The sequence below is a fragment of the Flavobacterium galactosi genome, from assembly GCF_048158585.1.
GTDB classification, from domain to species: Bacteria; Bacteroidota; Bacteroidia; order Flavobacteriales; family Flavobacteriaceae; genus Flavobacterium; species Flavobacterium galactosi.
Window position 1 is genome coordinate 477,961 of sequence record NZ_JBLNKV010000004.1, and the last position, 22,376, is coordinate 500,336.

Below are 22,376 nucleotides of genomic sequence, written 5' to 3' on the forward strand. Positions count from 1 at the left end.
TGAAAAACGCCTATATGAAGTTTGATTTATTAAAAAAAGATCCGCAGTCCAAAGCCAGAGCGGGAAGTATTACCACTGATCACGGTGTGATTGAAACCCCAATTTTTATGCCTGTAGGGACCGTTGGTTCTGTAAAAGGTGTGCATCAACGCGAATTGAAAGACGATATAAACCCAGATATTATCTTGGGAAATACCTACCATTTGTACTTGCGACCACAAACCGAAATCCTCGAGAAAGCGGGTGGTTTGCATAAATTCATGAACTGGGACCGCAATATTTTGACGGATTCTGGTGGCTACCAAGTGTATTCGCTTTCGGCCAATCGCAAAATTAAGGAAGAAGGGGTGAAGTTCAAATCGCATATTGACGGTTCGTACCACTTTTTTACTCCGGAGAATGTTATGGAAATTCAGCGTACCATAGGAGCCGATATTATCATGGCTTTTGATGAGTGTACGCCGTATCCATGTGATTATAACTACGCAAAACGTTCGATGAAGATGACGCACCGTTGGTTAGACCGTTGCATCAATCATTTAGACACACAGCCTTTTAAATATGGCTATGAACAAACGTTTTTTCCAATTGTTCAAGGAAGTTGTTATAAAGATTTACGCCAACAATCGGCAGAATATATTGCAAATTCCAATCAACAAGGAAATGCAATAGGTGGACTTTCGGTAGGGGAACCTGCTGAGGAAATGTATGCGATGACCGAAATAGTTTGTGAAATCCTGCCCGAAGACAAACCTCGTTACCTGATGGGCGTGGGAACTCCGATAAATATTCTGGAAAATATTGCCCTTGGAATTGACATGTTCGACTGCGTGATGCCTACGCGTAACGCCAGAAATGGAATGTTGTTTACGGCTAACGGTTCGATAAATATCAAAAACAAAAAGTGGGAGGATGACTTTTCGCCTATTGACGAAATGGGGATTACGTATGTGGATACCGAATATACGAAAGCGTATTTACGTCACCTTTTTGCTGCCAATGAATACTTGGGGAAACAAATTGCCACAATCCATAATCTTGGATTTTACATGTGGTTGGTTCGTGAGGCTAGAAAACATATCTTAGCGGGCGATTTCAAGCCTTGGAAAGAAATGATGGTGAAAAACATGGACCAAAGACTTTAAATATATTTAATCGTTTAATCGTTAATTCGGTTAAACGATTAAATAAATAACCCATTAAAATTTACTATGTTAACAATAATTGACAAGTACATCCTAAAAAGATATTTAGCCACTTTTGCGGTTATGTTGTTGATGTTTATACCTATTGGGATTATTATTGATGTTTCGGAGAAGATTAATTTCATGATCGAAAACAAAGTTCCATTTATTGAAATTGCAATCTACTATTATAATTTTACGATTTATTTTGCCAATTCGTTATTTCCAATTTTTTTGTTTTTATCGATTATCTGGTTTACTTCAAAACTAGCCAATAACACCGAGATTATCGCCATTTTGAGTTCGGGGATTTCTTTTACCCGTTTTTTGAGACCCTACATCATTGGCGCTTCCATCGTTTCGGTTTTTGTTTTATTAATGGGGTTTTTTGTTGTCCCAGCTGCCAGTGAAGGGTTTAATAATTTTAGATATACGTATCTAAAAACGGGTGGAAAAGAAGCAATGCGGGGAGATGACACGGATGTGTACCGACAAATTAGCGATACTGAATTCATCTATGTGAATAGCTTTAATACGTTGTCAAAGACTGCTTTTAATTTTTCATTGGAAAAATTCAATGAAGAGAAAATGGTCTATAAAATTTCGGCAAGTAGAATAAAATGGAATCCAAAGTCTAAAACCTACACCATGTTTGATTATACAAAAAGGACGGTAGGGGAAAATGGAGATAAAATTGAAAAAGCACCCCAAAAGGATGCCCGTTTTAGTTTTGATTTAGAGGATTTGGCACCTGTGGTATATATTGCTGAAACATTGAGTTTGAATAAACTGATTAAGTTTATTGACAAGGAGAAAAAGCGGGGTTCGTCTAACATCAATGTATATTTAGTCGTATTATATAAAAAATTCAGTGTTCCGGTTTCAGCATTTATTCTAACGATTATTGCGGTTTCGGTTTCGTCTATGAAACGCAGAGGCGGAATGGGAATTAATTTGGCAATAGGAATTGCTCTGGCGTTTGCCTTTGTCTTCTTTGATAAAATATTTGGGGTATTAGCCGAAAAATCAAGTATTCCTCCTATGTTGGCAGTTTGGTTACCCAATTTTGCTTTTGGGATTTTAGCCGTTTATTTATTACGAAATGCAAAACGATAAATTAAAGTCCTATTTAAACCTGCATCTGATTGTTTTTATCTGGGGTTTTACCGCTATTTTAGGCGCTTTAATCACTATAACTGCTGATGCTTTAGTTTGGTATCGAATGTTTTTTGCCAGTATTTTTTTGTCGTTGTTTATTGTATTCAAAAAGAAATCATTTCGAATTCCTCTGAAATCCTTCGTGAAATTGATTTTTGTGGGGTTATTGATAGCCCTGCATTGGATATTGTTTTTCAAAGCGATTCATGTTTCAAATGTTTCCATTACGCTTTCGGTTTTTTCTCTGGGCGCTTTTTTTGCTTCGGTACTGGAACCTCTTTTTTATGGTAGAAAAGTGCTTTGGTATGAAGTCTTTTTTGGACTTATTATCATCGCAGGACTGGCACTAATCATGAAAGTTGAAGTCCATTATTTAGACGGTATGTTGTATGCTTTGGCTTCAATAATACTAGGCGTTTTGTTTACACTGATGAATGGAAAATTAATAGAAAATCACGATCCTTCGGTAATCTCATTCTATGAGTTTCTGGCGGGAGTATTCTTTATTTCGGTTTACTTTTTATTTCAACAAAAATTCACATTGGATTTCTTTGTTTTAACATTCAATAATTGGGTTTTAATTTTGATTTTAGCGTCTATTTGTACCGCTTATGCGTTTACTGCTTCAGTAAAAGTCATGCAAAAACTCACTCCTTATACCGTAATGCTAACGACCAATTTGGAGCCGGTTTATGGAATTGTATTAGCCTATTTTATCCTTGGAGGAAAAGAAAAAATGAGCTTTGAGTTTTATATTGGAGCCATAATAATTGTAATCACAGTAATCCTAAATGGTGTAATTAAACATTATCAAAAGGATGTTTAAGCGGTTTTCAAGATGTTTGTTTAGTGCTGTCGTTTTTTTACTTTTAATCGTAGGAATTCGTGAAGGTGATTGCAATAAAACGAATCGGTTTATCCATGTTTTAGACATCCATAAACATTTGGAAAAGAGTGTTTCATGGATATTGTCCTCAAAATACTATTGATCTTTACAATATGAAAAGAAATAGAAAATTAATAAGTTTTACTTTACTTGGAATCGTTTTAATCTTTGTTGGGAAATATGTTTATGACATGAATATTAATCATAATTTCGAAACGATAACGGAAGGAAAAGTGTATAAGTCAGGAGTAATTCCGCCAGATGAAATAGAAAGTTACGTTACCAAATACCATATAAAATCTATTGTTGATTTACGTTTTCCGGGTACTACGGATTTGAAGAATAATCCAGAAATCCCTACTGAACTTACTGCCGAACAAGAAGCCGTAGCAAAAATAAAAGGAGTGAATTATTTCAATAATGGCTCGGATCAGGTTCCAAAACAAGAAAATTTAGACCTTTTTTTCAAGATAATGGATGACAAAGACAATTATCCGGTGTTGATTCATTGTTATCACGGAATTGGTCGTGCCGAAATGTATTCCGCATTATATAGAATTGAATATGAAAATTTCAACAATGAAGAAGCACGTCAAGGTGTAAGAGCATTAATAAAATATAGCTCTTTTGATGATGGAACTCCAAAAGGAGAATATTTGAAAGCCTATAAATCTAGAAAAGAATTAGCAACAGAAATGAAGTAACGAAAGAGTTTAAAAATCAAATCGTCTGATTTGATTTTATCCAAATTCTATCTCAAAAATTAATTAGAATTAATTTGTAAGTACTTGATTTTCATTTTAAAAAAAAAAGTTAAAGCTAGTTTTGTCTTCTTTTACAGACTAATTTTCATACTTTAGAATATACAGTTTAAGACATAAATATAAAATTTATCTTTTACAACGATTTAAAATTTTATATTTGCGGTTCGAATTAAAAACAAAAACGCAGAAATCCTATGGAATATTTAGATTTTGAGCTTCCTATAAAAGAACTAGAAGAACAGTTAGATAAATGTGTTATCATTGGTCAGGAATCAGATGTTGATGTAACGAATACTTGCAAACAAATCAACAAAAAACTAGAAGAAACTAAAAGGCATATTTATAAAAACTTGACTGCTTGGCAACGGGTACAATTGTCAAGACATCCAAGTCGCCCTTATACAATGGATCATGTACGTGCTTTGTGTGGCGAAACCTTCCTGGAGCTTTTTGGCGATAGAGGTTTTAAAGACGATAAAGCCATGATTGGTGGTTTAGGAAAAATTGATGGACAATCTTTTATGATTGTTGGTCAACAAAAAGGATTCAATACAAAGACACGTCAGTTTCGTAATTTTGGGATGCCAAATCCTGAGGGATATAGAAAAGCGTTGCGATTGATGAAAATGGCGGAGAAATTTGGTATTCCGGTATTGACTTTAATTGATACTCCGGGAGCTTATCCGGGACTTGAAGCCGAAGAACGTGGACAAGGAGAGGCTATAGCCAGAAATATATTCGAAATGATTCGTTTAAAAGTGCCCATTATCACTGTTATTGTTGGTGAAGGAGCATCTGGTGGAGCATTAGGAATAGGAGTGGGGAACAAGGTCTATATGATGGAAAACACTTGGTATTCTGTTATTTCTCCGGAATCATGCTCTTCTATTCTATGGAAAAGCTGGGAATATAAAGAACAAGCAGCCGAAGCATTGAAGTTGACTTCTGCCGACATGAAAAAACAAAAATTAGTTGATGATATTATCCCTGAACCATTAGGAGGAGCTCACTATGACAGAGAGACTGCTTTCAAAACGGTGGAACAATATATCATGAAAGGATTCAATGAATTGAAAGACTTATCAACAGAAGAATTAGTTGCTCAAAGAATGGAAAAATACAGTAAAATGGGCGAATACAAAGAGTAAAATGATATAATTTGATATTTAATCCGAAGCCTTACAGTTTCGGATTTTTTTATGGTTATAAACAAAAAATAGTTACTTATGAACAATTATTTGTAATAACTCAATGACAATGTTTTTTTAATTTTTGTTACTTTCGCATTATGGAAAATTTCAAAAATATTAAACCTGTGAAGGTTGATAAAACCACTATAATAAGCCTTGAAAAAGGAAAATTGCAACCGCAGGTTCTCGATTTAGAAGAGGCTGTGCTTGGTGCCATGATGATTGATAAAAAAGGGGTGGATGATGTAATTGACATTTTACAGCCTGATGCTTTTTATAAAGAGGCACACAAACATATTTTTGAGGCTATCGTTCAGCTGTTTACAGAAACACAGCCTATTGACTTATTAACAGTTTCTGCCCAACTCAAGAAAAATGCGAAATTAGAATTGGCAGGAGGGGATTTTTACTTAATTCAGCTTACGCAAAAGATATCGTCTTCTGCACACATTGAATTTCATTCCAGAATTATTCTTCAAAAATTCATTCAACGCAGTTTGATTCGCATATCTACTGAAATTATTGAAGATTCTTACGATGAAACAACGGATGTTTTTGATTTATTAGATCGAGCCGAATCCAAATTATACGAAATAACTCAAGGAAATATAAAGCGGAGTTCTGAAACCGCCCAGAGTTTAGTTTTACAAGCCAAAAAAAGAATAGAAGAAATAGCCGGTCAAGAAGGATTGAGTGGTGTAGCGACTGGTTTTGATAAATTAGATAAGATTACTTCGGGTTGGCAACCAAGTGATTTAATTATTATTGCAGCGAGACCAGCAATGGGTAAGACCGCATTTGTATTATCCATGGCAAGAAATATGGCCATTGACTTCGGAATGCCTGTTGCCTTATTTTCTCTGGAGATGGCATCGGTTCAGTTGATCACCCGTTTGATTTCTTCCGAAACAGGTTTGTCTTCGGAGAAATTGCGTACCGGAAAACTGGAAAAACACGAATGGGAGCAATTGAGTACCAAAGTTAAAAATTTAGAAAAAGCCCCATTGTATATTGATGACACACCTTCATTATCTATTTTTGACTTAAGAGCAAAAGCGAGACGTTTGGTTTCTCAACATGGTATTCGAATTATAATTGTTGATTATTTGCAATTGATGACGGCCGGTGGAAACGGTAAAGGAGGAGGAAACAGAGAGCAGGAGATTTCCACGATTTCCCGAAACTTAAAAGCATTGGCGAAGGAATTAAATGTTCCTGTAATTGCACTTTCTCAATTGTCGCGTGCGGTTGAAACGCGTGGTTCCAGTAAAAGACCTTTGCTTTCTGACCTTCGGGAATCGGGTGCGATTGAGCAAGATGCTGATATTGTATCGTTTCTATACCGACCTGAATATTACAAAATTGACGAGTGGGATGATGATGAAGCTTCACCAACTGCAGGTCAGGCGGAAATAATGATAGCAAAACACCGTAATGGTAGTATTGAAAACGTTCGTTTGAAGTTTATTGGGCATCTGGGTAAATTTGATAATCTGGAAGATTACAGTGGAGGGTATGATGACTTACCATCGAGTATGAATCAAGATGACAATCCTTTTATTACTAAAAACCTGCCATCGGCTAATGAAGCTTTTGGAAGTAACTTGAATGACCCGGACGATGACAGTGATGTACCGTTCTAAAATGTAAATTAAAATCCGCTATAGCGGATTTTAATTTATGATTTTCATCGCCTAAAAACTGTTATCTTTGAAATAAAAACGGTAATGTCTTTCAAGAAGTCACTCTATATATTTTTAATTTTTATTTCCTTTTCGGCGAAGGCTTCTTTTATTTTGTTGCCAATGGATGAAACCACACAACAAAATCATTTGAAGGCTTATGGAATTACCTATTGGTGTTTGGATAAAAATTACAAGGCAAGTTGGTTGCTCAATTATCGTGGAGGTTCTTTTTTACTGCCAGATGCCGAAGAAATACGTAAAGAATGTAAGATTCGGGGGGTGAGTTTTGAAATCCTTTCGGATAGTGAAGAAGGTAGAATATTAGATGAAATTTCGAGTCCTTCACAAAATATGGAAACGGTAATATTAGAAAAAGCACCAAAAGTGGCGGTTTACACACCCAAAGGAAAACAACCTTGGGATGATGCGGTCACACTCGTTTTGACTTATGCCGAAATTCCTTTTACACCTATTTATGATGAAGAAGTTTTAAGTGATCAATTATTACTTTATGATTGGTTACACTTGCATCATGAAGATTTTACGGGGCAATACGGTAAATTTTATGGAGCCTACAAAAATGCGCCTTGGTACATCGAACAAAAGAAAGATGCCGAAGTATTGGCAACTAAATTAGGCTATTCCAAAGTGTCACAGGAAAAGGGAGCTGTAGCCAAAAAAATCAGGGACTTTGTGATTGGCGGCGGATTTATGTTTGCGATGTGTTCCGCAACGGATAGTTTTGATATTGCTTTGGCAGCAGATGGTGTGGATATTTGTGAAGCTATGTTTGACGGTGACGCCAGCGAAGCCAATTATCAATCGAAGATGAATTATAATAATTCGTTTGTTTTCAAAGATTTTATTTTAGAAAGAAGACCGGAGCAATATGAATTTTCGGATATTGATATGACTTCGAAAAGAAGGATTCTAATGGATAAAGATTATTTTACCTTAATGGAATTTTCGGCAAAATGGGATCCAATTCCAAGTATGTTGTGTCAAAATCATACGCAATTGGTCAAAGGATTCATGGGACAGACGACTTCTTTTGATGCATCGCTTATAAAATCCAATATTTTGGTGATGGGAACTTGTGAGCAGAACGGGGAAGCAAGGTACATTCATGGTGAAAAAGGAAAAGGAATGTTTACTTTTTATGGCGGTCACGATCCCGAAGATTTTCAGCATCAGGTGGGAGATGCTCCCACAGTTCTTGATTTACATCCTAATTCTCCGGGCTATCGCTTGATTTTGAATAATGTGTTGTTTCCTGCAGCCAAGAAGAAAAAACAAAAGACTTAATAAAAAACAGAAAGCCAATCGATACCGATTGGCTTTCTGTTTTTTAGCCCTGATGGGAGTGGCATCCTTTCCTTGCCTTCTTTAGGCAAGGAAAGATATAAGGGACAGCAGGAATTAGCTCCTAAAAAAATTAAACGCTTCCGTGTTCGTTTTCTTTATCTAAATATTCCTGTACAATATCGATAGCATTAGTAACCACATCACTTAATGCGGTAATAAAGCTTCCTTCTTCGGCGCAATTGATGGCGTGTTTTATTGCTTCGGTTTCTTTAGGAATAATTTCATAAGTAACTATTTTGCCGGAATTTTTAATTCCTTCGAGTATTAAATCAATAATTTCCTCTTCGGTTCTTCCTCTCAGGTATTTTTCTTGTCGAATGATAATGTGGTCGAACATTCGGGCTGCTATAAAAGCACATTCTTTAATATCTTCATCGCGACGGTCTCCGACCCCTGCAATAATTCCAATTTTCTTGGTCGCATCGACACTTTGCAAATATTCTTCCACACCCTTGTAACCGGATGGATTATGAGCAAAATCAATCAATACTTTGAATTTTTTGAATTCAAAAATATTCATACGTCCCGGAGTTTGTGCCGCACTTGGAATAAAAGTCTGCAAGGACAAACTAATATCTTCGGTTTTAAAGCCCCACAAATAACTCGCTAAAGTTGCCGCTAGCACATTGGCAATCATGAATTTTGCTTTTCCGCCCAACGTTAAAGGAACGTGAGTGGCGCGTTCGATTCGAATTTTCCATTCGCCTTTTTTGATGGTTATAAACCCGTTTTCATATACGGCAACCGTTTTTCCTTCGGCGCAAAGTTTTTTAATGAAATCACCGTCTTCACTCAAACTGAAATAAGCTACATTACAATTAAGATCCTGCCCTATTTTTATACAATGTTCATCGTCTCCATTCAAAACGGCCCAACCGTCTTTCTTGATGCTTTTCACAACTGTTGCTTTAACTCGGGCTAAATCCTCAAGAGAATGGATATCACTTAAACCCAAATGGTCTTCCTGGATATTGGTAATAATTCCAATATCGCAACGGCTGAAACCTAAACCGGATCGAAGGATTCCTCCTCGAGCCGTTTCTAAAACTGCAAATTCCACCGTTGGATCTCTCAAAACATATTCGGCACTTAGCGGTCCGGTAGTATCGCCTTTTTCCATCATGTGATTTTGAATATAAATCCCATCCGATGTGGTGAATCCTACTTTGAAACCATTATTTTTTACAATATGTGCCAAAAGTCGGGTAGTTGTGGTTTTACCATTGGTTCCCGTAACCGCAATTATAGGAATGCGAAAGGATTTTCCTGGGGGATATAACATGTCGATAACCGGAGAAGCTACGTTTCTAGGCAATCCTTCAGAAGGAGCAAGATGCATTCTAAAACCGGGAGCCGCATTGACTTCCAAGATTACACCACCATTTTCTTTTAAAGGTTGCGTTAAATTCTCCGCCATAATATCTACACCACAAACGTCGAGTCCAATTACTCTTGAAATTCTTTCGGCAAGAAAGATGTTTTCTGGGTGCATCATATCGGTAACATCTACAGAAGTTCCGCCGGTGCTTAAATTGGCTGTGGATTTTAGAAATACGATTTCACCAATTCTCGGAATGGTTTCTAAAGTATACCCTAATTTTTCTAATAAATCTTCGGTATCTCTGTCGACATCAATTTGGGTTAAAACATTTTCATGGCCATACCCTCTTCTAGGATCTTGATTAGTAGTGTCAATTAATTGTTGAATGGTGTCTTTTCCATTTCCTATTACGTGAGCAGGAACACGTTTTGCGGCAGCAACTAATTTATTGTCTATTACTAATATTCTAAAGTCGAAACCGGTAATGAACTTTTCTACAATAACACGTTTGCCATATTCTTGTGCGAATACTAAACCTGAAACCGCATCTTCCCAATTGGTAACATTAATGGAAGCCCCTTTTCCATGATTTCCATCTAAAGGTTTTAATACGATAGGGTAACCAATTTTTTTAATGGTTTCAGCTAAACTTTCTTCGTCAGTACAAATGCTTCCGTTCGCAACTGGAATCGAAGCCATGTCCAACATTTTTTTAGTAAGCTCTTTGTTACACGCTATATCTACAGCAATACTGCTGGTTTTACAGGTAATTGTTGCTTGAAAACGCATTTGATTAATTCCGTACCCTAGTTGAACTAAGGAATTTGTTCCCAGTCTTATCCAGGGAATATTTCTGGAAACAGCTTCTTCTACAATACTTCCTGTACTTGGCCCTAATCGAACGCGCTCGCGGATTTCACGCATTTTTTGTAAGTCGGCATTCAAATCGTAATCCGTTCCGGCGATTAACGCTTCGGCAATTGCAACAGAAGATTCTGCGGCAAAAAGACCAACATTTTCTTCGGTATAACTAAAGACTACATTATAAGTTCCTGGAGTTTTTGTTTCTCTGGTTCTTCCAAAACCGGTTTCCATTCCTGCCAAAGATTGGATTTCAAGTGCGATATGTTCAATTACATGTCCCATCCAAGTGCCGCGTTCCACTCTGGAAAAAAAACCGCCACGACAACCTTCAGAACAGCGGTGTTCAATCATTGTAGGAAACATAGCTTCAATGCGTTCTCGAAATCCTTCAATTTTATTAGTTGGAAATTGTTCCATTTCCTCCAAATCCAATCGCATTTGGATTAATTTTTTTCTTTGGATACTCCAAATATTAGGTCCACGAAGGGCTTGTACTTTAATTATTTTCATAAAACGGAAATGTTATTTTTTGAACTGAAAAATGGATGTGTAATGAGTTGATTTTAAATTTGATAGATTCTAACTTTAAAAAAAAGGCAGGTATTGTGATAGTGTTTTTTTAGAAAAAGTACAGAATGCAACTAAATTAGCTTTTTTAAAATAGGAATCAAAATTTATTTCTTTAAAAATAAACAATAATTATTCCGTTTGTTATAATTTAAAAAAAAGTGATAGTTCACTGGCTTTTTTTATCTTTTTGGCTATTTTTACAAAATGAATATACTAGGAAAACTAATAATAATAGGAGGTGCGGTCGATAAAGGAAGTTTTACTGAAACCGATTTAGATAAAAATGCAACTAGCAATTTAAACTTTTTTGAAACTGGGATTTTAAAAAGGATATTAGACGAATCAAAACACAAAGAAAATTCCCGAATAGAAGTTATTACAACTGCCTCCGTAATTCCAAAAGAAATTGGTCCAGAATATGTTAAAGCATTTGAGTATTTGAATGCCAAAAATGTGGATATACTTACTATAGAAAGACGGGAACAAGCTGCTGATGAAACCGTTTTAGCTCGATTAAAAGCTGCCGATATCGTTATGTTTACCGGAGGTGATCAATTGCGATTGACTTCCATTCTTGGTGGAACACCGTTTCATGACATATTATTGGATAAATACCATAATGAAGAATTTATTTATGCTGGAACTTCTGCAGGAGCTGCGGCAGCTTCTAATAATATGATTTATCAAGGGAGTAGCTCTGAAGCTTTATTGAAAGGGGAAGTGAAAATTTCTAGCGGATTGGGTTTAATAGACGGTGTTATAATCGATACGCATTTTGTACAACGTGGCAGAATTGGAAGGCTTTTTCAAGCGGTTGTTGGTAATCCTAGAGTACTGGGAATAGGACTTGGTGAAGATACGGGGTTGTTGATTACAAATAATGTCCAAATGGAAGCCATTGGATCCGGATTGGTTATTTTAGTTGATGGTCGGGAAATAAAAGACACCAATTTGACGAAAGTAGAATTAGGACAGCCGATATCAATTTCACATTTAGTGACACATGTCATGAGTAAATTTGACACCTATAATCTAGAAACGCATTTGATGCATATAGAATCTTCACATTACTTATAATTCAAATTTTGGGTATTGGTTTTAGGCTTTAGTCCAAATATGCAATATCCAATACCAAACACCCATAATATGAAATTAATCATACACGGCGGTTTTTTCTCGGAATCATCTACCAATCACGAAACAAAAGTTGCCAAGCAAAACGCGCTGGAACGAATTGTAAAAGATTCCTATTCATTTTTAAAAACACATTCAGCATTAGAAACAGTGGTTTATGCCGTGTCTCTTTTGGAAGATGATGAATTGTTTAATGCAGGGATTGGTTCCCAAATACAAAGTGACGGAAAAATCAGAATGAGCGCTGCAATTATGGATGGTGAAACCCAGAAAATGAGTGGTGTTATCAATATCGAAGAAGTGAAAAATCCTGTTGAGGTTGCCCAAATGTTGATGCAATATGATGACAGAGTCCTTGGAGGAAGTGGAGCAATTAATTTTGCGCGACAACACGGTTTTGAATCTTTTTCAACCGAAATTCCACAGCGAAGGGCTGAATATGAAGCGAAACTGAAAGCATTTGGAACCGGAACGGTGGGTTGTGTGGCTTTGGATCAAAACCGGAAAATTGCAGTAGCTACTTCAACAGGTGGTAAAGGTTTTGAAATTCCGGGACGTATTTCTGATTCGGCAACTGTAGCAGGAAATTATGCCAATGCATTTTGTGGTGTGAGTTTGACTGGAGTAGGTGAGGATATTGTAAGTAATGCAACTGCTGCTAAAATTGTCACTCGGGTTACTGACGGCTTTACATTACAAGAAGCCTTTGCTAAAACGTTCAACGAATTAAAACCTTATGATGGTTTTGCCGGTGCAATTGCAATTGATAAGGAAGGAAATGTTTTTCATCAGGATTCTCATCCCAGTATGGTTTTTGCTAGTTTTGACGGAGATAATTTCGAAGTTTTCGATTAATATCAATTCAAAGAAAATTCAAACCAAATTGGAATATGATCGGATATTACACGGGCTTGTTTTAGTGAATTAAAATTTTTGTAAAAAGGAATAACTCCCGAATCTATAGTATTGATTTTCGAAGTTTTGAAATACATATTGTCAAATTCTGATGCGAGGCATTTATCATTTTTACATTCTTGTTTCAGCGACGTTTTTTGGTCAACCAAAATAGACTGATACCCCATTTTCTTCAAAGGATTAAAAACCGTGTGCGATTGCGGACAATTAAAATCCCCTGCAAAAATCAAATTCAGCGTAGGATATTCCTCAGGTAAAAATTTGAAATATTTAATCTCGGTTTCCGGTTGTTTATTTTTGGTTATGGCATGATAATTAGCCACTGTAAACTGTTTGTTCTCATATTGAAACGTGCAGAAATACGGTTCCCTGTCGATTTCTAAATGGTATTTTTTCTCAAGCCAGGCTTTACCTATTTTCTTTAACTTGGCAGTTTTCCAAATAAAAGCATAGCGTTCGGTTTTATGGGCACTCCCGCTGGTAGGATCGCTAATGACATAATCCCATTTCATTCCTTTTCTATTAAGTTCATCCGCTAATCTTGCCACTGCTTGCGCTCCTCCAAAACCCGCGACAACTTCTTGAATGGCAATGATGTCATACTCTTTTAGTGATTTTGCAAGATAATTGATGGTTTGTTCCGATTTTGATTTACCGAAATTTTCCATATTCCAGGAAAGGAGTTTGGTTTGGGAAAAAGCAATGGAGGAAATAAGGAAAAATAGTAGAAAAAATAAAGGTTTCATCAGGAGAAAAATATATGGAATGTAAAATATTGGTGTTAGCCAAAATAGTGTTTTTATTTAAAATCTAGTGATTTAAAGCTTGATAAATTTAAGAAGTATATATCTCAATCAGAAATTAATTTTGTCAGCCAATGATTTGAGTTAATCAATTATTTAAGGGTTTTCACATTCTTATTATACAAATTCTACAGACTTAATAAATGATATAAAGAGCTCTAATAAATAGAATTGTGAATTGTGCTGAAAAGAATAAATTAAAATTATAAAAAAATAAAGGTTTCATAAGTTTGGATTTTTATTTGGTCTCCAAATTTATCTTTATTAAAAATAGTTTCTTTGTGGCAAAACTTATTTTAGATAAAAAAATAGTGTTTTAAAGCTTATGCTTGAAAAGATAGATAGTATAACAAAAAAGATTACCCTAATAAAATTTCAAATTCGTATTATTATTCGATAGAAATGCTATGAGATAATTTGCTTTATTTTATAGCTTTTCTATTGATGATTTCATCGTCATATTTATAATTATAAGTATTGTAGTAAATTCGTTGTTGTTGTTTTTCTTTTTTTGGAGAACATGGTAAGAGCGTAATGAGAATGATAAGTCCTATTAGATAAATTTTTTTCATTTGGGGTTTAATATTGGATATTTTGGTGCAACAAGTATTTACTAGTTTCATCTGAATTTTCATTACTTTTTCTATTTCCTGATTTGTCAATAACTTCTTTTTTTAGTTAAATTACCCTTGACTAATTTTTATAATGTGTGATATATTCGTTAGTGTAATTTGAATAATCATCAACTCGTTTGGTCCATCTATTATGATTGAATTCTCCTTTTTTGATATTTCATTTAATATAGTATCTGTTTTTATCATGACTTGATGGTTTTTGATGAAATAGGAATTTACTTTTATTAAACAAAATTAGCCGATATGAATATTACATACTTACGCAAAACCGTAAAGCAGTAATAAATATAAATGAAGATTTAAACTTAATCTGAATTAATTTTTCTAAATCGATTCATAGAAACTAACGACAATTATATCTTAATCCAGTTACTCGCAATCCAGTCTAATAATTCTTCTCGGGAAACTTGATCTTCTAAAATAGAGTGTTGTAAAAAAACTTCTACTTTTTGAAAGCTTGCTTTTGTTTGAGGAACTTTATATTTTGCTAAAAACTGATTGCAGAAATGAACAACTTCGAATTCTGCTGTTTTATCTATATAAACTACATTGTAATTTTCAGGATTATTCAGATCAATCATTTGTGAATATCCTGTAAATGCTAAATCGTTACTGGTAAAATTGGCCATTTTTATAGTTTTAAAGTTGAACAAGGTAAACTTAATCCTAATAAAAATTTATTCTTTACGGGAAATCGTAAAAGGGGCAATTATTTTGAAAAAATTAAAAATATTCAACTACAATGATTCGTAATTAACAATTGAATCAAATTAAAGGGAGTAATAATTGAATTTTAAAACTATGTAATTTTTTCTAGTTCCTTAAAGAGTACTGTGCAGAAGATTATACCAAACCTAAATCTTTGGTTATGGAAATAAGATGCACATTGTTACTGGCCTTGAAGTATAATTTGAGTCTATTAATTCGCTTCTCTATGCTACTGCTGCCATTTGGAGTAACTCCGGTTTTTTTGAATTCTAATGCTATTTCATCTAAAATTAATCCTTTAGATAAAAATTTCAAAAGAGAAATGTCATAGGCTTCAATTTCCAAGATTGATTTGTCTTTTAATAGATGGGATATTTCAGGAGAAATGATTTTCTCATCACTGTAAAATATGTTTTTAATAGCATTTTTAAGTTGAGGAATACTATTACGTCCCTTAGAGACGTAGGCATTGATTCCAGAATTATTAAAAAGGGATTTTATTCTAAAAGATTTGTCTTCAATAGAAAATACTATTGTTTTAATATTGGGCTGTACTTTTTTTACAGCGTCAATTAATTCCTCGCCTGTAGAGAACCTATTTTTTCGATGGTCAGGTTTAAATGATAAATCGCTTATCAATAAATCAAAAGGTACCTCGTCATGAAGTGCTTTTTTTATTTTCAAAAAAGCATCATCACAGTATTTTGCATGGTGAATTTCTACAACAAAAAGTTCCTCAAGTATTTGAACAACTGTCAGACTTATACTGTCTAAATCTTCGGCAACTAAAACTTTATGGAACATAAGAGTATGATTAAATTGGAAAAATAATATTTACTTTGAATCCTTTATTAATTTAGTTTCAAAAGTAGTTGTTGCTTTTATAGATTGAATACGGTTTTCCACATTCAAGAGTCCATTTCTTGAATTTTTTTCGTTTAATGTAGCTCCAATGCCATTATCAGTGTAATCTATTTGTAATTTATTTTCATTTTTTTAAATGTTAATTTTACTAAACTACAGAGAATTTGCTTTTTCATTTTGACAAGTTAAGACTATAACTATGTTGGAAGCATAAAACTTACTTTGAATCCTCTGTTGGATTTAGTATCAAATATAATTATTCCTTTTAAAGCTTGGATACGATTAACTACATTATGTAATCCATTTTTTAATTTTTTTTCTTCAAATGCCGCTCCAATACCATTATCAGTATAGTAGATTTTTAATTTATTATCATTTTTTTTGAAAGTTATTACCACTAAAGTGCTTTGACTGTGCTTTTTCATGTTGACGAGTAATTCTTGAAGTACGCGATAAACGGTGATTTTTTTATTGTCTTCTAACGAAGTCCAATTAATTGTATCTATTCCATTAGTCAATATATTCACTTCATTGTTATTAAAACTTGACATCATTTCTTTTATGCGGGGTAGAAAGAGTGGTCCTACTTCTACAATACTATTTTCTTTGGAAATATTCCGAGTTCTGGAATAAATTGTATCTAGATTGGTAAGTAATATTTCTTTATTCTGTGCAGTGGATAAATCTTGTGTTTCAGCAAAAGCCATGGTATGGTATACATCATTAGCCAACTCATCATGAAGTTTTTTTGCAATTCGAATCTCGGTAGTATAGGAAGCTTTTATTTTTTCTCTTTTGTTGTTAGCAATAAGAAAATTAGATATTAAAATACTTGTCAAAATAATAATTCCAATACCTAGATATAAGTAGAAATTTCTGTTTTGTTGTTGTTCTAGTTGAAGTACTTTTTGGGCTTTTAGTTTTATATTTTCGTCTTTTTCTTTGCTAGAATCGTATTTTATTTTAGCAAATTGATTCTTAGACTTTAGCCTTACTTTGTTAATGCTGTCATTTATTTTAAAATATAGCAAGGAATATTTTTTAGATTTATTTCCTCTAGTATTTTTTATTATTGATTTTAAACATTGCAGACGGTCATCAACAGCGTTTAATTTAGTTGCTTTTTTGTATCCAATTAGAGCATATTTATTAGATAAAGTGGAATTTCTCGTTCTGTAATATTCTGATAAATTGTAATAACTTGAGATTAAACCCCAGTTATCTTTTATTTGCGTTCTTATTTTTAACCCTTTATTTAAATAGAATAATGCTTTTGAACTTCCAGATTTTTCATAGGTGCGTCCCAGATTATCATTTATTCGGGCAAATGTTTTAGCATTATCTATGATCTCTTTTTTTAAGATCAAAGGTAAGAGAGTTTGTATTGCTTTTTGATAATCACCTTTTTCAGTGTAAGCGATACTAATGTTATTCTTAATGTCAGCTTTTATGACTTCATCTGTTTTAGAATTTATTGCTTTTTTGTAATAATATATTGCATTGTCATTATCAAAAATGTTTAAAAAATTGTTTCCCAAACCCATGTATATATTGGTTTCTCCATATAGGTATTTTGAATTTTCTATAAGTGGGAAAGCCTCAATGCTGGTACTTTCACTACCGGAATAATCTCCTAGATTACGCTGTATTTGAGCTAACCAACTTAAGGAGTGAATGATTCTCGAAGTATCTTTTTTTAATTCAGAGGCGAATTTGGCTTTGTTGTAATAGTAGTAAGAACTATCAAATTCTTCGTTTTCATAGTGTTTGTGACCAATTGCTAAGAAACTATTAATCTCCGTAACATCGGTTTTTTTTTTGTAATTTTTTTGATTTTTTTTCTCACAAGATTGTGTAAAAAAAAGTGTAGTCAAGAATATAATATAAATCGGAAAATATAACTTTTTGAGTGTCATTAAACGAAATTACTAAAATTAATTTTAAAACAGAAGTTATCTGATTAGTATAATTTTAATTTTTAGAAGTATTTTAAACATGATTTAACAACAAAAAACCCCAATCTTTATTGAGGTTCTATATAAGTAAGTAATCTAAATTGAGTTGATAAAACGTTTATTTTACTTTATTAAGTACTGCTTTGAAAGCTTCAGGGTGATTCATCGCTAAATCTGCAAGAACTTTACGGTTCAATTCGATTCCGTTAGCTTTTACTTTACCCATGAATTGAGAATAAGACATTCCTTCCAATCTAGCTCCAGCGTTGATACGTTGAATCCATAATGCACGGAAATTTCTTTTGTTCACTTTTCTGTCACGGTAAGCGTAGCACATTGCTTTCTCTACCGCGTTCTTAGCAACTGTCCAAACGTTTTTACGTCTACCAAAGAAACCTTTGGCTTGCTTCATTATTTTTTTTCTTCTTGCTCTTTTAGCAACTGAATTTACCGCTCTTGGCATAATTTTATTGTTTTTTTGTAGCAGGCGTCCCGAATTAAATCAAGAGAACTTAAAAGCCATACTCCAAGGTTATTTTAAATTGTTTTAACCTAAAGAATTATATAATTCTTAATTGTTGTTTGATGCTTTTCATATCTGTTTTGTGAACTAGCGCAGAGTGTGTCAATGCTAATTTACGTTTTTTAGATTTTTTAGTCAAGATGTGACTTTTAAAAGCATGCTTTCTTTTAATCTTTCCAGAACCAGTAACTTTAAAACGTTTCTTGGCGCTAGATTTGGTTTTCATTTTAGGCATTTTTTCCTAGTGTTTTAATTTATTCTTACTTACTTATCTTCTCCTCCCCAGCCCTCCCCGAAAGGGAGGGAGCCGAGAAGTTATATGTATTTATCCCTTTTACAATTTACCTTATTTGGTTTTGCTCCCCTCCTTCGGAGGGGTTGAGGAGGATTTTATTTTTTCTTCTTAGGAGCAATGAACATAATCATTCTCTTTCCCTCCAGAACTGGCATCGCTTCCACTTTACCAAACTCTTCAAGATCTGTCGCTAATCTTAACAATAAGATTTGACCTTGGTCTTTATAGATTATCGAACGTCCTTTAAAGAAAACGAAAGCTTTCAATTTCGCTCCTTCTTTCAAGAATTTTTCCGCGTTCTTTCTCTTAAACTCATAGTCATGTTCATCAGTCTGTGGACCAAAACGGATTTCTTTCACAACAACTTGTGTAGATTTCGCTTTTAAGACTTTATCACGTTTCTTTTGTTCGTAAACAAATTTCTTGTAATCCATGATTTTGCAAACCGGTGGTTCTGCATTAGGAGAAATCTCAACCAAATCCAATTCAAATTGGTCGGCTAATCGTAGAGCTTCAGAAAGTTTAAAAACTCCTGGCTCAATGTTCTCTCCTACAAGTCTTACTTCTTGTACACCACGAATAAGACTGTTTATTCTGTGTGCATCTTTTTTTTCTACGCGAGGTTGGTAACCTCTGTTGCTTCTTATTGCTATGACTTTATAATTTAAGTTAAACTGTAAATACTTTTAATGTTTTATTGATCTCTTCGTTTACAATAGCAACAAATTCTTCTATTGTAACGCTGATATTTCCTTTTCCTTCCTGTCCATGACGACGAATAGAAATGGTGCCATTTTTCTCTTCTTCCTCGCCTACAATCAACATAAACGGGGTTTTTTGCATTTCGGCATCTCTAATTTTCTTGCCAATTGTCTCGTTTCTATTATCAACGAGGGCGCGAATTTCGTGATTTTCTAGCAAATCTAAAACTTTTTTCGCATATATTTCATATTTCTCACTCAAAGACAATATAATAGCTTGTTCTGGCATTAACCAAAGAGGGAAATTTCCTGCAGTATGTTCCAGTAAGATAGCGATAAATCGTTCCATTGATCCAAAAGGAGCTCTGTGAATCATCACCGGTCTGTGTAATTCGTTATCCGATCCTTTATAGGTCAAGTCAAAACGTTCCGGTAGGTTGTAATCCACCTGAATCGTCCCTAATTGCCATTGTCTTCCCAAAGCATCTTTTACCATGAAATCCAATTTTGGACCATAGAAAGCAGCTTCGCCATATTCTACTACAGTGTCTAGATTTTTGTCTTTAGCGGCATTGATAATCGCATTTTCCGCTTTTTCCCAATTTTCATCACTACCTATATATTTATCTCTATTCTCTTTATCTCTCAAAGAAATCTGAGCCGTAAAGTTTTCAAATCCTAATGAACCAAATACATACAGTACCAAGTCAATTACTTTTTTAAACTCTTCATCCAGTTGCTCGGGAGTACAAAAAATATGGGCATCATCTTGAGTAAATCCTCTTACGCGAGTCAGGCCATGCAATTCTCCACTTTGTTCGTATCTGTAAACGGTACCAAATTCAGCATAACGCTTCGGTAAATCTTTGTATGACCAAGGGCGTACATTATAAATTTCACAGTGATGAGGACAGTTCATAGGTTTCAATAAAAACTCTTCCCCTTCAGCAGGAGTGCTTATAGGTTGAAAGCTGTCAGCACCATACTTAGCATAATGCCCTGAAGTTACATACAGTTCTTTCTGACCAATATGTGGCGTAATCACTTGTTCGTATCCGCCTTTTTTCTGTGCTTTTTTCAAAAACTGTTCTAAACGGTCTCTCAAAGCAGCACCTTTCGGTAACCACAATGGTAAACCTGCACCTACTTTTTGTGAAAAAGCAAACAGCTCAAGTTCTTTACCCAGTTTTCTGTGGTCACGGCGTTTTGCTTCTTCCAGTAATTCTAGGTATTCAGTTAAATCCTTCTGTTTAGGAAATGAAGTTCCGTAAACACGAGTCAACTGTTTGTTTTTTTCGTCACCACGCCAGTAGGCCCCAGCAACACTCATAATCTTCATCGCTTTAATGATTCCAGTATTTGGAATATGACCACCGCGACATAAATCAGTAAACGTATCATGATCGCAAAACGTAATCGTTCCGTCCTCAAGATTGGTAATCAATTCTGTTTTGTAAACGTTGTCTTTGTATAATTCTAAAGCTTCAGCTTTAGTCACCGGACGTAATTTGAATTCATGCTTTCCTCTTGATATTTCAAGAACACGATCCTCAATTTTTTTAAAGTCAGCATCTGTAATTTTCTGATCTTCAAAATCTACATCATAATAAAACCCATTAGATATTGCTGGTCCAAGAGTTAATTTGATCCCTGGGTACAATTCCTCAAGAACCTGCGCCATCACGTGTGAAGTCGAATGCCAAAAAGCTTTCTTTCCATCCGCGTCATTCCAGGTGTATAATATAAGACTGCCGTCGGTCGTCAAAGGAGTTGTGGTTTCCACAGTTGTTCCGTCAAAAGAAGCCGAAATCACATTTCTGGCAAATCCTTCACTAATGCTTTTAGCAACATCCATAGGTGTTACCCCTGGAGCAAACTCTTTAACTGACCCGTCGGGCAAAGTAATCTTAATCATTGTTTATTATTTTAAGAATGCAAATATAGACGATTACAAAAATACATACAATATATATGTAAGGTTTGTTAGTATATAGCTGTAAAAACAAAATCGCACTCCTTATATATAGGTATAGGGGGAATGTTTTGTTTAGGAGCTATTTCCCGCTATCCGCTATATCTTTGTGTTTTTAAAGAAAAAACACAAAGGATGCCGCTTTTATCGGGGCTATAGTATCATGTTTTATCGACTTTGTCATTTCGACAAAGGATAAATCTCATTCATTGGTATTCATTTGTTATCCTATATATAGTACTGTAGCTTTCATATATATGCAGTAGTCACTACCTAAATATATAATGATTGTCACTAATCCTGTCTATTTAGTCACCCTTTCCTTTGGAGAGTCCCGAAGCATCGGGAGGGGAGAGGAAAACAGTTTCTTTTCAAGGTGCATGTTTCCAGTGATTTAAAGATTAAGTTAAGGAAACGTCAAAAAAAAGGTTTAAAAAAGCTTGTTAAAGCGAATAAAGGGACTACTTTTGCACCCGCAACAACGCATACGTTCTTTTACAAACTGGCAAGTAGTACGAATCAAACGGGAAAATTTATTTTCTAAAAAAGATTCAGAAAAGCTTGTGAGATTAGAAAACGGATGTTACATTTGCACCCCGCAAAACAAGCAAAGTTCCTTGATAGACTGATAAGAAAAAGAGAAGAAAACGGAGATAAAAAATTTCCAAAAAAAACTTCAAAATTTTCTTGCCGGTTAAGAAAAGAAGTTGCACTTTTGCACCCGCTTTGAGAAGCACTTTAAGGAGTGCGAACCAAGCGAAAAGAGGCTGAAATAAAATTCAGTTTAAATAAGCAGAACACGTTCCTAGACATATTGAATTGACAGCCGTTTTGAAAGAGATTTCAAAACAAAAGAATGAGAGTAATAGAATCGAAAGATTTGA

General features: G+C 34.5%; 19 protein-coding genes. 9 read left to right on the plus strand and 10 right to left on the minus strand.

From position 1 onward, the window contains the following. The first annotated feature begins 14 nt into the window (after window positions 1–14). The 7 genes from tgt (at window position 15) to ACM55M_RS11400 (ending at window position 8,172) form a co-directional block, all read left to right on the plus strand. Complete coding sequence (tgt, locus tag ACM55M_RS11370; protein ID WP_416857756.1) at window positions 15–1,145, plus strand: tRNA guanosine(34) transglycosylase Tgt; 1,131 nt, start codon at window positions 15–17, stop codon at window positions 1,143–1,145. Window positions 1,146–1,211: 66 nt separating this feature from the next. Beyond that, window positions 1,212–2,300 carry an LptF/LptG family permease gene (locus ACM55M_RS11375; RefSeq protein WP_416857757.1) on the plus strand — a complete coding sequence of 363 codons (1,089 nt, stop codon included), beginning with the start codon at window positions 1,212–1,214 and terminating at the stop codon, window positions 2,298–2,300. Beyond that, window positions 2,287–3,168 carry a DMT family transporter gene (locus tag ACM55M_RS11380; RefSeq protein ID WP_416857758.1) on the plus strand — a complete coding sequence of 294 codons (882 nt, stop codon included), beginning with the start codon at window positions 2,287–2,289 and terminating at the stop codon, window positions 3,166–3,168. The genes ACM55M_RS11375 and ACM55M_RS11380 overlap by 14 nt, the downstream gene beginning before the upstream one ends. A gap of 173 nt (window positions 3,169–3,341) precedes the next feature. Next, window positions 3,342–3,932, plus strand: a complete 591-nt coding sequence (locus ACM55M_RS11385; protein ID WP_416857759.1) for a dual specificity protein phosphatase family protein — start codon at window positions 3,342–3,344, stop codon at window positions 3,930–3,932. 254 nt (window positions 3,933–4,186) lie between these two features. Next, on the plus strand, window positions 4,187–5,140 hold the full coding sequence (locus ACM55M_RS11390) for an acetyl-CoA carboxylase carboxyltransferase subunit alpha (protein WP_416857760.1): 954 nt from the start codon (window positions 4,187–4,189) through the stop codon (window positions 5,138–5,140). 140 nt (window positions 5,141–5,280) lie between these two features. Continuing rightward, window positions 5,281–6,825 (plus strand): replicative DNA helicase, encoded by a 1,545-nt coding sequence (dnaB, locus tag ACM55M_RS11395; RefSeq protein ID WP_416857761.1) that lies wholly within the window; start codon window positions 5,281–5,283, stop codon window positions 6,823–6,825. 162 nt (window positions 6,826–6,987) lie between these two features. Continuing rightward, complete coding sequence (locus tag ACM55M_RS11400; RefSeq protein WP_416857762.1) at window positions 6,988–8,172, plus strand: asparagine synthetase B; 1,185 nt, start codon at window positions 6,988–6,990, stop codon at window positions 8,170–8,172. Window positions 8,173–8,302: 130 nt separating this feature from the next. Here ACM55M_RS11400 and cphA read toward each other — a convergent pair whose 3' ends face one another. Beyond that, window positions 8,303–10,927: a cyanophycin synthetase gene (cphA, locus tag ACM55M_RS11405; RefSeq protein ID WP_416857764.1), complete on the minus strand. Its 2,625-nt coding sequence runs from the start codon at window positions 10,925–10,927 to the stop codon at window positions 8,303–8,305. A 264-nt stretch (window positions 10,928–11,191) separates the two neighbouring features. On the opposite strand from cphA, the gene ACM55M_RS11410 reads away from it, so the two are divergent. Together ACM55M_RS11410 and ACM55M_RS11415 are read left to right on the plus strand one after the other, a co-directional pair. Further along, the gene (locus ACM55M_RS11410) at window positions 11,192–12,064 is read left to right on the plus strand and encodes a cyanophycinase (RefSeq protein ID WP_416843183.1); all 873 of its coding nucleotides are present in this window, start codon (window positions 11,192–11,194) and stop codon (window positions 12,062–12,064) included. A gap of 69 nt (window positions 12,065–12,133) precedes the next feature. Continuing rightward, window positions 12,134–12,976 (plus strand): isoaspartyl peptidase/L-asparaginase, encoded by an 843-nt coding sequence (locus tag ACM55M_RS11415; RefSeq protein WP_416857765.1) that lies wholly within the window; start codon window positions 12,134–12,136, stop codon window positions 12,974–12,976. 2 nt (window positions 12,977–12,978) lie between these two features. Here ACM55M_RS11415 and ACM55M_RS11420 read toward each other — a convergent pair whose 3' ends face one another. The 9 genes from ACM55M_RS11420 to thrS form a co-directional block, all read right to left on the minus strand. After that, the gene (locus tag ACM55M_RS11420; RefSeq protein ID WP_416857766.1) at window positions 12,979–13,782 is read right to left on the minus strand and encodes an endonuclease/exonuclease/phosphatase family protein; all 804 of its coding nucleotides are present in this window, start codon (window positions 13,780–13,782) and stop codon (window positions 12,979–12,981) included. Between the two features lie 479 nt (window positions 13,783–14,261). Continuing rightward, the gene (locus ACM55M_RS11425) at window positions 14,262–14,501 is read right to left on the minus strand and encodes a hypothetical protein (RefSeq protein WP_416857767.1); all 240 of its coding nucleotides are present in this window, start codon (window positions 14,499–14,501) and stop codon (window positions 14,262–14,264) included. Window positions 14,502–14,827: 326 nt separating this feature from the next. Then, entirely contained in the window at window positions 14,828–15,103 is a 276-nt protein-coding gene (locus ACM55M_RS11430) for a hypothetical protein (protein ID WP_416857768.1), read from the minus strand. A 214-nt stretch (window positions 15,104–15,317) separates the two neighbouring features. Beyond that, window positions 15,318–15,986 carry a DNA-binding transcriptional response regulator gene (locus ACM55M_RS11435; RefSeq protein ID WP_416857769.1) on the minus strand — a complete coding sequence of 223 codons (669 nt, stop codon included), beginning with the start codon at window positions 15,984–15,986 and terminating at the stop codon, window positions 15,318–15,320. A gap of 257 nt (window positions 15,987–16,243) precedes the next feature. Then, window positions 16,244–17,920, minus strand: a complete 1,677-nt coding sequence (locus ACM55M_RS11440) for a tetratricopeptide repeat-containing sensor histidine kinase (RefSeq protein WP_416857771.1) — start codon at window positions 17,918–17,920, stop codon at window positions 16,244–16,246. Window positions 17,921–18,119: 199 nt separating this feature from the next. Then, entirely contained in the window at window positions 18,120–18,464 is a 345-nt protein-coding gene (rplT, locus tag ACM55M_RS11445) for a 50S ribosomal protein L20 (RefSeq protein ID WP_091205336.1), read from the minus strand. 97 nt (window positions 18,465–18,561) lie between these two features. Beyond that, window positions 18,562–18,759 (minus strand): 50S ribosomal protein L35, encoded by a 198-nt coding sequence (rpmI, locus tag ACM55M_RS11450; protein WP_022827375.1) that lies wholly within the window; start codon window positions 18,757–18,759, stop codon window positions 18,562–18,564. Window positions 18,760–18,914: 155 nt separating this feature from the next. Next, window positions 18,915–19,472: a translation initiation factor IF-3 gene (gene infC / locus ACM55M_RS11455; RefSeq protein WP_416843209.1), complete on the minus strand. Its 558-nt coding sequence runs from the start codon at window positions 19,470–19,472 to the stop codon at window positions 18,915–18,917. Window positions 19,473–19,488: 16 nt separating this feature from the next. After that, window positions 19,489–21,435, minus strand: a complete 1,947-nt coding sequence (gene thrS, locus ACM55M_RS11460) for a threonine--tRNA ligase (protein WP_416857772.1) — start codon at window positions 21,433–21,435, stop codon at window positions 19,489–19,491. Between the last annotated feature and the right edge of the window lie 941 nt (window positions 21,436–22,376).